The sequence below is a fragment of the Pseudomonas sp. Irchel 3A18 genome (assembly GCF_900187465.1).
Lineage (GTDB): Bacteria > Pseudomonadota > Gammaproteobacteria > Pseudomonadales > Pseudomonadaceae > Aquipseudomonas > Aquipseudomonas cichorii.
In genome coordinates this window covers 150180-166385 of the sequence record NZ_FYDI01000011.1, presented here as the reverse complement: position 1 = coordinate 166385, position 16206 = coordinate 150180, and the positions used below count along the sequence as shown (strand labels likewise).

Annotated in this window: 10 protein-coding genes; 9 read left to right on the top strand and 1 reads right to left on the bottom strand. The window is 55.6% G+C overall.

Translation table 11 applies throughout. The annotated features are described in order from the left end of the window. On the bottom strand, window positions 1-162 hold a 162-nt coding region (locus tag CKW23_RS20000; RefSeq protein ID WP_143498983.1), incomplete at its 3' end, for a transposase. A 75-nt stretch (window positions 163-237) separates the two neighbouring features. Here CKW23_RS20000 and CKW23_RS19990 point away from each other — a divergent pair. The 9 genes from CKW23_RS19990 (at window position 238) to CKW23_RS26505 (ending at window position 16206) form a co-directional block, all read left to right on the top strand. After that, on the top strand, window positions 238-2016 hold the full coding sequence (locus CKW23_RS19990; RefSeq protein WP_143498981.1) for an alpha/beta fold hydrolase: 1779 nt from the start codon (window positions 238-240) through the stop codon (window positions 2014-2016). A gap of 39 nt (window positions 2017-2055) precedes the next feature. Then, window positions 2056-2595, top strand: coding sequence for a hypothetical protein (locus CKW23_RS19985; RefSeq protein ID WP_256590476.1), 540 nt, complete (start codon window positions 2056-2058; stop codon window positions 2593-2595). A 422-nt stretch (window positions 2596-3017) separates the two neighbouring features. Next, a complete protein-coding gene (locus tag CKW23_RS19980) occupies window positions 3018-3554 on the top strand; it encodes a hypothetical protein (protein WP_095068181.1) in 537 nt (178 codons plus the stop codon). Between the two features lie 154 nt (window positions 3555-3708). Next, complete coding sequence (locus CKW23_RS19975) at window positions 3709-3993, top strand: DUF5629 family protein (protein WP_025259169.1); 285 nt, start codon at window positions 3709-3711, stop codon at window positions 3991-3993. 93 nt (window positions 3994-4086) lie between these two features. Next, window positions 4087-5259, top strand: a complete 1173-nt coding sequence (locus CKW23_RS19970; RefSeq protein WP_095068180.1) for a lactonase family protein — start codon at window positions 4087-4089, stop codon at window positions 5257-5259. A gap of 184 nt (window positions 5260-5443) precedes the next feature. After that, window positions 5444-5626, top strand: a complete 183-nt coding sequence (locus tag CKW23_RS19965) for a hypothetical protein (RefSeq protein WP_025259171.1) — start codon at window positions 5444-5446, stop codon at window positions 5624-5626. A gap of 279 nt (window positions 5627-5905) precedes the next feature. Then, a complete protein-coding gene (locus CKW23_RS19960; RefSeq protein WP_095068179.1) occupies window positions 5906-6085 on the top strand; it encodes a hypothetical protein in 180 nt (59 codons plus the stop codon). Window positions 6086-6227: 142 nt separating this feature from the next. Further along, complete coding sequence (locus CKW23_RS19955) at window positions 6228-6926, top strand: hypothetical protein (RefSeq protein WP_095068178.1); 699 nt, start codon at window positions 6228-6230, stop codon at window positions 6924-6926. 28 nt (window positions 6927-6954) lie between these two features. Further along, on the top strand, window positions 6955-16206 hold the full coding sequence (locus CKW23_RS26505) for a calcium-binding protein (protein ID WP_095068177.1): 9252 nt from the start codon (window positions 6955-6957) through the stop codon (window positions 16204-16206).

Here is a 16206-nt window from a genome sequence, read left to right as displayed (position 1 = left end):
CTGCCGTTCTTCTTGAGGTTTGCTGTAGCGCTTTATCCACGCATAGAGGCTATGCGTCGACACACCAAGACGGGCCGCTACGTCAGCGACGGGAAGCTTCTTTTCGGTCACTTGATTGACCGCTTGGGTTTTGAATTCTTCGGGATAACGCGGGTTGCTCATGGCACCTCCTGATTGGCCTCATTTTAAGGCATGGAGGTGTCTACGAAACCCGGGGCGATTCAGAGTGAGTTGAACATGACTCTGTCTGACAACTGTTCGGGGGAGGGTTGCTTGGTCGTACTGCTTCATGCCTATCTACGACAGGCCTCGAGTCTTAAGGCTGTTTCCGATTCAATTCAAGAGCTTTGGCCCAAAGCAAGAATCTGGTGTCCAGAACTTCCTACAGGCCTTTTCTCACGGGTCGATCCCGATGAAATTGTTTGCAGCCTGCTTGTTGGTGTCGATGAGCTGGTCGACTTGGCTAGTCATGAAGGCAGCCCTTTCACATCAATAGTGATTGTTGGGCACAGTGTAGGCGGTGTCATTGGCCGTAAGCTTTATGTCGCTGCCTGTGGTGAAACCTCCAAAGCACCTTTTGAGCCGATTTATCACCAGCAAGGCTTCAAGAGTGAAAATGGACTGCTATCGGCGCGAACCTGGGCGCCATTGGTAACGCGCATTGTGCTGCTTGCGGGGATGAATCGAGGCTGGCAGATCTCCCATCACTTGAGCCCTCTACATGCAATTGGCTGGCGTCTTGGTCTGGTGATGGCCTATATCATCAGGTTTTTCACCCGGCGCTGGCTTCTGATTTTCAAGCTCAGACGAGGGGCTGAGTTCATTACTCAACTGAGAATTCAGTGGCTGAAGCGTCCAACGTTTCCCGGTGAGACTCTGATAGTACAATTGCTGGGCTCTCGGGATGATGTTGTATCGCCGCAAGATAATCTGGATCTTGTTTCCGGGCATGATTTCATTTATCTGGATGTGCCATTTTCAGGCCATGCCGATGTGGTGGACTTGCAGGATCTACAGTATGGATTTGATCGTAAAGCAGTCCTAAAGCAGGCATTGAGTTCGTCTAAGGAGTCTTTACGCGGATTAGAAGTTATTCCGGCGGATGAGAAGTTTTTTGTGGAGAATCCTGCCATAGAGAACGTTGTGTTTGTCATTCACGGTATTCGGGATCAAGGGTTCTGGACGCAGAAAATCGCCAGAAGGGTAAGGACTCTGGCTGCCAAAGAAGCCACGGCACCTAACGCCGTCCTGGCATCATGTGAGTGGGCTACGGAAACCTCCAGCTATGGCTACTTTCCAATGCTTCCGTTCCTGTTGCCATGGTATCGCCGCAATAAAGTGGAATGGTTGATGGATCAGTACACAGAAGCCTTGGCGCGCTACCCCAATGCCGAGTTTTCTTACGTCGGACATAGCAACGGCACTTACCTGATCGCCAAAGCTCTGGAGTTGTATCCATGCTGTAAATTCAAAAATGTGGTTTTTGCAGGCAGCGTTGTCCGGGTCGGGTACGACTGGGAGAAGCTTCTTGATGCCAATCAGCCCAGAGTGAAAAATGTGCTCAACCTTGTTGCCACTTCCGATTGGGTCGTCGCCTTTTTTCCTAAACTTTTTCAGGTTTTCGGTTGGCAGGATCTCGGTAGTGCTGGCCACGATGGGTTCAAAGCTTTCAAGAACTCGAATGGTTTATTTCAGGTTCAATATTTGAAGGGGCAGCACGACGCTGGTATCAAAGAAGAGGAGTGGGATTTTATTGCCAGGTTTGTTCTGAAGGGCACGCTCGATACAGAAAAAATCATCAACTCAGTATCTGGACGTAATGCCATTGTCGAGTTTCTGGGACGAATGCCTTACCTGGTCTGGGGGCTGATACTCTTATTTATTTACTTTGGCTGGACGTTGATCGTGGGGTTGATCCCCGTGAGCATCAGTGACCCCGAAACCCGAGGGTTGCTCAAGGGGCTGGGGCTCAGTTCTTACGTGGTTTTGATCTGGCTGGCAGTTACCAGATTGTAGAAACCCTTCAGTGATGTACCAAAGCCTCAAGTTTGCGCATTGGCTGCCGAAATCAATGCTCTTGACCGCTTTGGTACGACGAAGGAATGTTTGATGTTTTATCCGCGCGAAGCTGAAAAAGATAATCTGTTCAATCGAGTCATTCTGCTTACCTTTGCCTGTTGCGCGATTCTGTTTCTGGCTTCACTGGCTCGGCATCAAGGATCGACTTATGCAGTCATGCAGCTTGGAGCCGTCCAGGTCTCGGGGAGTGTAAAAGCGCTGGAAAATATTCCCCGAAACAGTATGGGCAAAATAATCCATTATCGGTATGTGGATGAGGAAGGCGAGGCTCACGACGATCAATACTTCGATCCGCGCTATGACGAAAATACTCACTATGAGGTGGGAGACGCCATCTCTCTGGTTTATTCGAGCTGGTTTACCGGGAAAAACGCCATTGCTTCCGAGTTGCACACTTACCGTCCGGACTTTTACATCCTGTCCGGTGGGCTATCACTCGCACTGATCCTGCTACTGATATCTCTCTGGACGATAAGGCGTATCTATGTTTTGAAGCAGGAGGATCGTGTTTATTGAGTTTTAATTGTCGCTATAGCGGTGAAAGTTCGGCAAGCGGTGGTGCACTATTTAGCAGTTATTAACTCAATTTTTGTTAGACGCTGATCGAGCGTTTAATCCCTGTGAATATCCGTGATCTTGAAATCCGCGGGTTGCTCAAGGGGTTGGGGGTCAGTGCTTACGTTGTTTTGATCTGACCCGATTGTAGCAATGCATCAATCGATATATTGAATGTCGATGCTAAAAATTAGAGTGTAAGGTGATAAGCAGGCGAGGGTCGGTGTTTTTGAGTCGAGAAGGAAGTGACTCATAAACTATTTGGATGTAATGCGGGTAGTTTAAACCTGAAATTATTCTAGCGACTCTGTCAGGCGCCATTGAGTGACGAGAAAATACTGCTACCTTAAAGAGTGAAGAGGGGTGTCATAGGAGATGGCACAATGGACAGTTTAATGGATACGTTTGTAAAGGCAGCGCCGGGTTCTATTTTCAGGGTGGAGGAAAAATCGGGGAGTGTGAGCTTTGTATACGAGGGTGAACTGAAGTCGGTTGATGTGGCAAAAAAGACGATCGGTATATTGGATAAGGCTTATAAAGGAAAAGTTTATACTGTTTCTGTGGATAAAATCGTACGCGTCAATGGAGAGGAAATGTGGGATGCATATTCTCTTGGGTCGGCATCACTAGAGCGTCAGAGTGTTATTTTCTGGACGGGTACAGAGTGGTATAACGAGTATTCGCATAGTCTAGGACTTGATATGGATACTGCATTCTCTCGAATTCCTGAGGGCGCTGAGCTTATAATTCCTGGTTATTTCTGTGGAACTCAACAGCCTCAGCATGCTGCACTTAAGTTGGTTGATTATGAAGCGGATCTGGCTGTTTTGGACAGTATCACTTCGCCAGGGCAGAGAATAAAAGTGCCTATGAATAAGGTGGCTTCGATTGATAATGGAGTCATCAAACCTGTGGCATAGAAGACCTGAATATTAATCTTGAAGAAAAAGTGCCAGAAGGCAGACGTCGGAGATACGGAACCGGAAGTGTGTCTCCGTGCCTCACGGCATGTTCATAGCCGTCCCATCGGTATTGCCCTATCATTCGCCCTTTTACAAAGGCCGATGATCCCTCATGACAACCACACCCACCACCCTGCTGGCCGCCCTGCAAGCTTCTACGATGCTGGAAATCGACGGGCTTCACGCCTGGGAGTTCTCTCTGGGCGATGATTTGAATATCGAATGCATGGATGGCCGCGAGCGCAAGGTATGGCGTTTCAGCCTGGCGCAGATTCAGGCGGCGTCCTTCGATGAAAGCCTGCAAAGCTGGGTCGTCAACGATGGCAATGCCGATCACCGCATCATCTGCCTCGATGCGTTCACCCCCAATGATGAGGATGAAAGCGAGCTGGATTGATTCTCCCGCAAAACTACATGAGCGATAGCCTGTCATAGCCCTGACTGTCGCTAAGCCGGCACCCATAATTTGAACAAGAAAAGGAATGCCCCCATGACTCCTGCGTTTCTGCCGTGGCTGGCGCTTGCCAGTGCAATCAGTGTTTTCCCCGTACAGGCCCAAACCATGTCCGATACCGATTTGCTGGTGGGTTCCTACACCCAGGGCAAGAGCGAAGGCATCTACCGTTTCGGCTTCGATAGCCAGACGGGCAAGATCGATCCCGCACCGCGTCAGGTGATCCGTGCCGAAAATCCCTCCTGGCTGACCCTCTCCAAGGACGGGCGTTACTTGTACGCGGTCAACGAGAACGGGCCAGGGCAGAGTGATGTGGAAGGCAAGGTCAGCAGTTTTGCCATCGCACCCAAGACCCATCAGGTGACGCCTCTCAATCAGGTCAAGAGCAAGGGCGACGAGCCTACGCATTCGAGCCTGAGCCCTGATGGGCGTTATCTGTTTGTCTCCAACTATGCGGTACAGCCCGATCCTGGCGGGTCTTTGGCTGTATTGCCGATCGGCAAGGATGGCAAGCTTCAGGACGTTGTGCAGTCTGCCGGGCCGAATGCTGCCAGCCAGGTCAACCCGGAGCGGCAGATGTCTTCCCATGTGCATGCGGCGGTTCCTACGCCCGATGGCAAGTATGTGGTTGCTGCCGATCTTGGCGCCGACAAACTGTTCGTGTACCGCTATGACGCCAGTCAGGCCAGGCCTTTGCAGCCGGCCAGTACTGCTTCGGTGCAGTTGCCGGGCGGTAGCGGACCGCGGCATATCCTGTTCAGTCGTGAAGGCAAGCATGCCTGGCTGGTTCTGGAAATGTCGGCTCAGGTCGCGGTGCTTGATTATCTGGATGGCGAGTTCAAGCAGACCCAACTGGTCGATCTGAAAAATCAGGGCGTGCAACAACGCAATGGTGCCGGTGGTTTGCATGCATCGCCCGATGGCCGTTTTCTGTATGTCGCCAATCGGGGTGAAGCCAATCAATTGCTGGTTTTCCGGATCGATCCGACCACGGGCAAGCTTGAAGAGCTACAGCGTCGCTCGGTGGAAGGTACGGAGCCACGGGAATTCAGCTTCGACCCCAGTGGCAAATTCATGCTGATCGCCAACCAGAAGAGCAACCAGATCGTGACGGTTCGCCGCGACCCGCAAAGCGGAATGCTGGGTGATACGGTGCAGAAAGTCGATTTCGACTCGCCTTCGGATTTGCATTTCCTGCCTCGCGATTGACTGCCTCCAAGGCTCAAGCCCGTGGTTTACGTGGGCTTGAGCAACTATTAATCCAGATGATATGAGTTAGTGGCATAAAAGATTTTTGAATGAGCAGCCTCGGGCGTAAGTTTGAGTCACGGCCAGAACGGCCACCACTTGAATCCAAGCGTGCATATATAAAAGACCACCGAGGGTTAACGACATGAACTTCAATATCTTTTCCATCATTGCAGCATCGGCTATTTCAGCATCTGTTGTTCTCCCTGCCAGCGCCAGCGTTGAAGTCAGCGACAAGAAAGCCCACGCCACCCAGACTTACACGCCAAAATACCTGCAACAAAGTGCCAACTTCTATGCCGCGCTGGACCACAAGACCGCACAGTAAGTACTGAACAATCACGGTTTTCACTGGCTCACACAGGTTTTTGCGACCACTGCCCATTGCGTGGCAGACCAGGCATCTACTGTGGACTGGGCTTACACCGAATCCCCCGTTACTTCATGAGTGACGGGGGATTTTTATGCATGGGTGGTTTATCAAGAGTTGAACGTCGATACGTCTCTCATCAAAAAAACGGATAGTGGCTATGCATACCTATGGTTTTTCAATATTACGAATATCGACGATCCTGTTGGCCATGCAAAACATTATGGAGCAGTAAATATGGCCACTGCCATTCTGGGTTCAATCAAACAAGGCGCGTATATCGCGATTTCGCTTTATGTGGTTTTCATTGCTGTAGTGACCCTCACCAGCATGAACCCCCAGCTTAAAACCCGTACCTACGAATCGGCTGCGCCTTCTGTGGTCGTGGCTGCGGATTCACAGGAACGCGCTTCGTGATTCGCCCTTTTTCGCGAATGAGCGGAGCGCCGCCCGATTGGCTCCTACAGCCTGTGTAGGAGCAGATTTATTCGCGAAGAATTTTGCACATTAGCCTGCTTTCAATACAGAATCACTTAGCTATCACGCCGAAGGGATTCCTGTGACTCACGACGCCTATGCAAGGCTCTGCCGCTGCCTCGTTCTCTTGCCTTTGTTCTTCTTTCTTGCCGCCTGCAACAAGGAAGCTCCCAAGATCAATACCCCCGAGTACCTTGCTGCCCACGGTATTACCGTGGGTGAATCGAACACGATCCAGGTCGCAAGCTCGACGTTCCGAGTACCTGCGGATGTTGTGTTCGAGGTGTACACGGCTGGCACCATTCAAGCCGCAAAGGCTGACATGCTGACCTTGCACCTCAACATGGGCTTCCTCTTTACCCCACCCAGAACGGGGCCGGCAGGCAAAGGGGAAAAGCACATGATCAGGACAGAGATCTCCACGCGGGGAGACCCCACCCGGATGGAAAGCATGTTGTCTTTTGAAAAGACAGACACGCCAGTCGAGCGCACAGACCTGGACTTGATCGAATACCCTGTAAACGCCCCGTCTTCTACAGACTTCTCCCGAAATTATATTTACCAATCCCGGGAATCAGACAACACCACGCCCCCGACAGAGTTCTTCTGCTGGGTTGTCTGGTTAAACGACCCTTCCAGAAAAAACGGCACGTGCAGGACGTCTTTCTACAGTCACTCAGGGCTGCTCATTCAATCTTTTTTCTCCTATGACCTCCTGAAGGATTGGAAGTCCATCACGAAAGAAGTGCGTAACAAGATTGACGTATATGAAGTGAAGTAAATAAAAATCAAAGCCATGGAGGTTCACAATGAGCAATAGCTACCTGACGGACGAACAGATATCAATCATTCGCGACCTTCAAGGCCGCGCTCCGAATGCGGATGGCAACTATGCCGATGTGTACAACGCCATTGCCAGCATGCTTCCGGATGGCGCTGTAAAGTTATGGTTGCAGGGGGCGGCACTTGCCAACGCGGGGCAAGGGGTCTTTGCGGAAATTATCAGGTCTTACAGTCAGCGGCAGATGGAACTGCGCGGTGTCGCCTATTCAGACACCCTGATGCAGACGGCTTCAAATCAGGTGGCAATCAATGCCCTGAATGACATTCTCGATCCGAGTCGCCGATCCAGCACCGGACAATGGCTGGTCCCCACTATTTCAGATATTGCAAATAATGATGCGACTGGCGTAGGGCAGGTTTTATTTGCCTCTTTGGGGAACGACAGCGCCGGTGGAGAAATAAATGCCGCTTGGTCGGGGACCATTCTTTTCTCGGCGCTCGGGCAGAATGAAACCAATCGGTTCACAAGACAGGGCGGGGACGATCTCAATCGCGTAGATGACGTCAAGAACCTGCTCTTTGCCTATGACGCTTATGCCTATGCCTTTGAAAAAACCAGAAGTGCTGGACTGACTGATCTTCTTACTCTGGACAAGACCCTTCTGGATGACCTGGGCGTCGGATGGGAGACTTTTGATACTGCCGGCTTTGGTGAGTTGCGGGCACTCGCAACCAATAACATCACGTCCCTCTTGTCTGGCGAAGCACGAAAACTCGGAGAACTCATTTCCGAAGCCGGTACGCATGTGGTCCTGGACTGGCTTCGGGCGACCTATCTAGGCAAACGCTCAGACTCGGCGACCACGCCCGAGAATTTTGCAGGTGCGGCACAAAGCTTTTTCTCCGGCCTTGATTCATCGATTGCGCTCAACGCGAATACGATCCTTCTGCCCGGCGAGAAGGGGGCACTTGTTTCGTTGGCCAAGAGCAATATTTCGGTCAGGAATGCGCTGTACGCCTTGTCTCCGATCGCCATCGAGCTTCCAGGCTACTCCAGCGATTTGAGCCTGGCGGACGTGAAAACCGGAAAAGGTGCTCTGTCCGATGAGTGGATCGACAAGCGTGCATCGTTCCTCATCTTCGAGAAATTCTATCGAGAGTCCGGTGACACGGATGGCTCCTATGAAATGCCATTCGGCCTCCCTGTTCCCATTCCCGGTGACATCGAGTTCCGGGATTACAGCAGTGGCTCAGAGTACAAGCTGACGATCGATGGCGTTGATCTTGGTGTCATGGACAAGCGCTACATCGTTTTCGGCGGCAGCGGCAGCGATAGCATTCAGGGTGGAGAGGGCAAGGATTACCTTTTCGGCATGGATGGCGCCGATACGCTCAATGGCGGGGAGGACGACGATTACATCGAAGGCGGTGCTGGCGATGACAATATCGACGCAGGAGAGGGGGTCGATACTCTCTATGGCGGGCAGGGCAACGACACCCTGCTGGGTGGGGAAGGCAAGGACACCCTGTATGGCGGCCAGGGAGATGACAGTCTCGAGGGTGGTCTCGGGGACGATTACCTTGAAGGGGGCGACGGCCAGGATAACCTCAAGGGCGACGATGGATTCGACATCTACAAGGCCGATAGCCAGGACATCATTTCCGATACTGACGGCAAAGGAAAAGTTTACCTGGGCAATCAGCAACTCACCGGTGGCTCCCGCAAGGAAACCGACCCCGAGAACACGTACTACGGCGGCGGTAATACCTATTTCCTGGATGGCACCACTCTGGTCGTCAATGGCTCTCTCGTCATCAATGACTACAACAAGGACAGCAGCGACTTGCAGATTGTCCTCAGTGAGGAAGAAGAGGAAGAAGACGAAACGCCTGAGACCGATGATGCCGAGAGTCGCACATCCCCCATCGTCCTTGACCTGGATGGCGACGGTATCGAAACACTGGAAGTCGGTGCCAGCTACTTTGACCTGGATGGTGATGGCCTGAGTGAAATGTCCGGCTGGGTCAGCCCGGACGACGGGCTGCTGGTACACGACCGCAACGGTGACGGCCGTATCAGCAACGGCACCGAACTGTTCGGCAACCACAGCATCCTGAGTAATGGCCAGACTGCCGAGAACGGTTTTCAGGCCTTGGCCGAGTATGACGACAACGGCGATGGCGTGATTGATGCGCAAGACAGCTCTTACGCTGAGCTGCAAGTCTGGCGCGATCTCAATGGCAACGGCATCAGCGATGTGAGCGAGTTGCAGAGCCTGGCCGATGCCGGTGTGGTGTCGATCAGTACGGGCTACACCGACTCCAGCCATGTGGACACTCACGGTCACGAGCATCGTCAGGTCGGCACCATCATGCTGAGCAATGGCACCGCCTCCACCGCTGCGGACGTGTGGTTCAAGGTAGACACCACACGCCGGGTGAACAGTGGCGACATCGAGCTTGCCCCGGACATCCTGTCCCTCGCCAATGCCAAGGGGTTCGGCAAGGTGCATGACCTGCACCAGGCCATGGCAATGGACCCCGAACTGAAGTCCCTGCTTGAACAGTATGTGTCGTCCAGCGATGCCGCCAGCCGCGACGCGCTGCTCGACGATCTGATCTACCGCTGGGCGGGTGCCGAGGGTGTGGACCCGTACAGCCGGGACCCGATGAAGGTTTATGGCCATGTGATGGACGCGCGCCAGCTGGTGACGCTGGAGAACCTTGTGGGGCGTTCCTACATGGGGATCTGGTGCTGGGGTGAGTACGATCCGAACCCCCATGGCCAGGCCGCGCCGATTCTGGTGGCCGAGTATCTGGAATTCAAACGTTTTACCGCTGCCCAGATTCTGGCGCAGACCGAGTATGCGCAGGAGATGAGCATCATCCAGTCCGCATTCGGCTCTGACGCCAACGGCATCACAGTGGACTGGGGCAGCCTGCAAGGTACATTGGAAAACCTTTACGCCAATGACCGGGTCGACCGGATCGCCAGTGTCATTGCGATCCTGACCGACCTTGGGACTTATTCGCCTGGCTACCGCGACAAGCGCGATGCTGCCTTTCAGGCCATTGCTGCCGCTAACACCGATCTGGCCTCGTTCTTCGACTTCTCGACCAGGATCGGCACGACGGTCAGCGATACGTTGTCCGGGATAGAAGCTGACTCCATATTCTATGGCCTGGGCGGCGACGACAGGCTCTACGGTCAGACGGGCAATGACAGTTATCACTTCTCCTGGGGGCATGGCAACGACACCATCCTTGATCGCGGCGGTCTGGATCAGGTGGTGTTCGGCGAGGGTATTGGCCAGGACGATCTTGTGTTCTCGCGTAACGCCACTACGGTCACTATCAGCGTCAAGAACCCCGATGGCAGTGATTCCGGTTCGTTGCGTATCGACAACTTCTTCGACTTCGATGGCACGCTCGATTTCGGTGCGATAGAGCGGCTGGCCTTTGCCGACGGTAGCAGTCTGAACATCGAGCAGATCCTGGATATCCTGACCGCGTCCTCGATCACCGAGGGCAACGACCTGATATTCGGCAGCACGGTGGGCGATACCATCGATGCTCTGGCAGGCAACGACAACATCCATGGCCTGGCGGGTGACGACCAGCTATCCGGTGGTGCCGGTGATGATGTACTGATGGGCGATGACGGCGATGACACACTGATCGGCGGCACAGGCAACGATTCGTTGATCGGCGGCCGTGGCAGTGACACCTATCTGTTCGAGGTCGGGTATGGCAACGATGTCATAGACAACGCCGCACAAGTGACGGGCGCCAGGGTGGATCGCGTGGTGTTCGGCCAAGGCATCGACCCGGATGCGGTCAGCATCGAGCGCAGCAACAGCCACCTGTTCATTCGTACTTCTGCCAGCGACAGCATTCGCCTGAACAACTACTTTTCCAGCGAAGCTGCCAACAGCATGGCCGTTGACGAGATTGTCTTTCACGACGGCACCATCTGGACCATCGCAGATGTCATGGGGATGGTGCTGCAAGCCAGCGATGGTGATGACCTGATCGAAGGGTATGCTTCCGACGACGTGCTGTCTGGCCTGGCAGGCCACGACTTTCTGTATGGCAACGGCGGCAACGACACTCTGCTCGGCGGGGAAGGGAACGACACACTTGACGCTGGTGCCGGCAAGGACACTCTGTTCGGGGATGCCGGAAACGACTTGTTGCTCGGTGGTGAAGGTGACGACTCACTGGACGGCGGCGACGGCAACGACCTGCTCATTGGTGGTGCTGGCGACGACATCCTGAGCGGCGGTGCAGGCAATGACGACCTCCAGGGGGGCGCGGGTCGTGACACCTTGCAGGGAGGCGACGGCGACGATGTGCTGTCTGGCGGAGCCGGTGATGATCTGCTGGCTGGCGGTAAGGGCTACGACCAGCTCTATGGTGGCTCGGGCACAAACAGCTACCTGTTCGCTCGTGGAGATGGCCGGGACGTGGTCGTGGATACTTACGAAAATGTCGTGACGATCTACCTCTCCGACCTGCCGCTGGAAAGTCTGGTATTCCGTCGCAACGGCACTAGTCTGGATATTGCCTTCCCCGACAGCGTCGGCGACCAGCTATCGCTGTCCTCCTTCTTTAGTGGCGAGATCCCGCTTGGCGGGATGCGCCTGCGCTACGGAGACGGGCTGGAGACTGTGATTGACCCGGAGCAATTGCGCCTGCTCACCCTTGAAGGCACTGAGGCTGCCGACCTGATCAACGCCTATTCCAGCGATGACCTGATCGAGGCCCTTGGGGGCGATGATGTGGTGAGTGCCGGAGATGGCAACGACAGCCTCTACGGTGGCGATGGCAATGACCTTCTGGACGCCGGCAATGGTGATGACCTGATCATCGCAGGCGCTGGCGCTGATTATGTCTATGCAGGTCATGGCAATGACATTCTGCAGGGCGATACCGGTAACGATCACCTTGAAGGCGGAGCGGGCAACGACCAATACCGGTTCGCTGCCGGTTGGGGGCAGGACCTCATCATCGACAGCGCTGGCAGCGACAGCGTTCAGTTCACCGGTGTAGTGCCGGCTGACCTGCTGCTGCGCCGTGAAGGTTCGGACCTGGTGGTACTCAACCAGGTCACCGGAGATCGGTTGCGTATCAGTGGCCAGTTCTCCTATCTGGCCGGTGTGGCCGGGGTGACGGCCATCGAGCAGTTCGTGTTCGATGGCGGCGTTACCTGGGGCTATGAGGCGATCAAACTCAAGGCGCTGGAAGGAACGGCACAGGACGATACGCTCTACGACCATGCCGACGATGACACGATCGACGCCGGTGCTGGCGACGACTACGTCCAGGCTGGAGAGGGCAACGATACGGTGCTTGGTGGCGAAGGGACCGACACACTCTATGGCGGTATTGGAAACGATCTGCTGTCCGGTGGGGCCGGAGTCGACTTGCTCGATGGCGGCATTGGCGACGACAGTTTGCATGGCGGTGCCGACAACGACACCCTGCAGGCTGGCAATGGTGATGACCTGCTCGAAGGCGGTACCGGAGACGACCGTCTGGAAGGTGGTGCGGGAAGCGATCGGTACCAATTCACTGCTGGATGGGGCAACGATCTCATCATCGACAGTGCCGGTACCGATAGCGTGCAGTTTCAGGGTGTGGCGCCAGCCGACTTGCTGTTACGCCGCGATGGCACCGATCTGGTGGTGCTCAATCAGGTCACCAATGACCGGTTACGTATCCTCGGCCAGTTCTCTTACCAGGCGGGCGTTGCGGGAGCGACTGCGATCGAACAGTTCGTGTTCGACGGCACCACCTGGGACTACGAAGCGATCAAGCGCAAGGCGCTGGAAGGAACCGCTCTGGATGACATTATCTTCGGCCATGCCGACGACGATGTGATCAGTGCGGCGACAGGCAGCGACCTCGTTTACGGTCAGGATGGCAATGACCAGATCAGCGGTGGCGAGGGTGTCGACACACTTTATGGCGGCAACGGTGATGATCTGCTGAGCGGCGATATCGGCGACGACCTGCTCGACGGCGGCAGTGGCAACGATACCCTGCACGGCGGTGACGGGAGCGACGTTCTGATCGGTGGCGGTGGCTTCGACGCCCTGCATGGCGAGACAGGCGACGACACCCTCCAGGGATATGGCGTGCTTGACGGCGGTGACGGTGACGATCTGCTTGAAGGCAGTGGCGATCTGTACGGCGGCGCGGGTAACGATATCCTGCGCGGTCAGGGCTTCGATACCTTGCGAGGCGGTGCGGGTGACGACGTGCTGGAGGCTTACAGCAACCCCTGGAATCAGGGCAATAATACGCTGGAGGGCGGAGCCGGCAGCGATACGCTTTACGGTTCGTTCGGCGATGACACTTACCTCTTCAGTCTGGGCGACGGCCACGACCTGCTGATCGAGCGGCGGCCGGGTGAGTCTTACAGCAACATCGAGCCGAGTACCGACACCCTGAGCTTCGGTGCCGGTATCGCAGCTTCCGACTTGAGTTTCGTGCGCCGTGGCGACGACCTGATCATCGAACATGCTAACGGCAGCGATTCGATCACGGTGCAGAACTGGTTTCAGGAGCCGACCGACCACTTCAAGCTGGAGCACTTTCTGTTCGCCGATGGCGGTTCACTGAGCCAGGCCGATGTGGAGAACCGGGTGGTCTGGCAGGGTACTTCCAGTGGCGACAGCTTCATCGGCTACCGTGAACTCGACGACCATATCCGCTTGGGTGACGGTGATGATCAGGCCTGGGGCCGTGCTGGCGACGATGTGATTCATGGCGAAGACGGTAACGACTACCTCGAAGGCGAGGCTGGCAACGACAGCCTTTACGGAGGCAGCGGCAATGACCAGCTCAACGGTGGTGCCGGAGACGACTTCCTGGCAGCCGGAACGGGTGACGACAAGTATGTTTATAACCCGGGAGGCGGGGCCGACATCATTGACAATAGTGGCGGCTATTCAGGGGTGTTTTTCACGGATGATATCGGTCAGGACCGCCTGAGCTTCAGTCGTGTCGGCGACGATCTGCTGATTCTGATCGATGGCGACAGCGCGCAGTCGGTGCGGGTGCTTGGCCACTTCCTGGGGGGCGACAAGGCTATCAGTTACGTTCAACCCTCCGGTGGTTATCTGCTGAGCGCCGAGCGCATAGGCCATATCGTCGCTGCGCAGGGCGTGTCTGGCGGCTTTGACGCCCTGATCGAAGGTACGGCAAGCGGTGAGCAACTGGCTGGTTACGACGGTCGAGACCTTCTGCGTGGCCTGGCAGGTAACGACACCGTGTTCGGCATGGGCGGCGACGATCAGGTCGAGGGTGGCGACGGTAACGACTACTTGTCAGGTGGTAATGGTCAACACAATGGTTCGGGCAACGACTGGCTCATCGGTGGCGCTGGCAACGACGTATTGATCGGTGAAGATGGCGACGATGCCTTGGCCGGTGGAACTGGCGACGATGCCTACTATTACCGCGCGGGCGACGGCGTGGATGTCATCGACAACAGTGGGAGTGGCTTCGACGGCGTGTTCTTCCTGGACGTGGCGTTGTCCCGCCTGAGTTACCACCGTGATGGTGATGATCTGATCATTCTGGTCGATGGTGATCTGGGGCAGCAGGTTCGGGTCACCAATCATTTTCTCGGCAGCGATTACGCCATCGATTATGTGCAACCCGATGGCGGCAGTTACCTGACCACCGCCCAGATCGCCGGGCGGCTCACGGCGCTGCCCGACGGGAGCGGTGGCGAAGAACCGGTTGAGCCTGGCGAGCCGGAGGAACCGACCGAACCCGGCAACCCAGGCGGGACGGGAGAGCCGCCGGTGGCGGGGGTGGGCGGTTCCGATGTGCTGACCGGCACGACTGGCAACGACATCCTTCTGGGCGGTGCCGGCAACGACACGCTCAATGGTGCAGCGGGCAACGACACCCTGATTGGCGGCATTGGCGATGACACGTATGTCTATACCGCGGGCCAGGATGTCATCGAGGAAATCGGTGGCGCAGATACGCTGCTGTTCGCCAATGGCATCACTTTCAATCAGGTTGCCAGTGGTCTGATGAAGTCGGGCAATGACCTGATTCTTCGGGTCAACGGCAGTTCGGCCAACCAGGTAACGCTCAAGGAGTTCTTCCAGGGCGGCGACCGTTTGGTGGAGAACTTTGCCTTTGAAACCGGCGGCCAGCTCACGGCAGCGCAGATCTACGGTGCCTTTGGGTTGTCCATGCCGGCTCCAGCGGCAGGCTTCGACAACACGGCCCAGGGATCGACTGGCGATGATGGGCTCGACGGCACCGCAAAAAACGACTTGTTGCAGGGGTTCAATGGCAATGATGTCTTGTTCGGCGACGCCGGGAACGATCGTCTGGAGGGTGGCAACGGCAGCGACAGCCTGGACGGAGGCGCAGGCAACGATACGCTGATCGGTGGTCGTGGTGACGACACCTATGTCTTTTCCGCCGGAGGCGGTCAGGAGACGATCGACAACAGCGGCGGCGGTACCGACACGCTGCATTTTGAGGGCATCAGTTTCAATCAGGTTGCCAGCGGCCTGATGAAAAGTGGCAACGACCTGGTGCTCAATGTCAGCGGCGGCAGCGACAAGGTGACGATCAGGAACTGGTTCCTGGGCGGCGACTACGTGGTGGACAGCATCACATTCGCTTCGGGCGGGCAGATCACGGCCAGTCAGCTGTTCGGTGCCTTCGGTCTGACCAACCCTGATCCAGCCGGTTCACCGGCTTACCTGAACCTGCCCGACGAGCGCGCCTTCGGCACGGTTTTCGCGGGTCAGGCGGGCAACCAGATCATTCTCGGCTCGTCCGATGCTGACCTGATCGACGGCGGTGCGGGTAACGACTTCCTGCGTGGTAATGCGGGTAACGATTACCTGATCGGTGGTGGTGGAAATGACACCTATGCGTTTGCCAGCGGTGATGGCCAGGACGTGCTCAACAACCTGTCGAACACACCTGAGGCTGATAACGATGTGCTGAGCATTGAAGGTGTCAGCCGTGACAACCTCTGGTTATCGCGCCAGGGGAATAGTCTGGTGATTGATCTTCGGGGAGCGCAAGACAGCGTTACCGTACAGGATTGGTATGTCGGTTCGTCCCAGCGCCTGGATGCCATTCAGGCGGGCGGTTCGACCTTGTATGCCAATCAGGTCGAGAACCTCGTCAGTGCCATGGCGGCTTTTGGTGCGCCAGAGGGAGGGGAAATCAACCTGAGCCAGGCGCAGCATGATCAGCTCAATGCCGTGATCGCAGCAAACTGGCAGTAG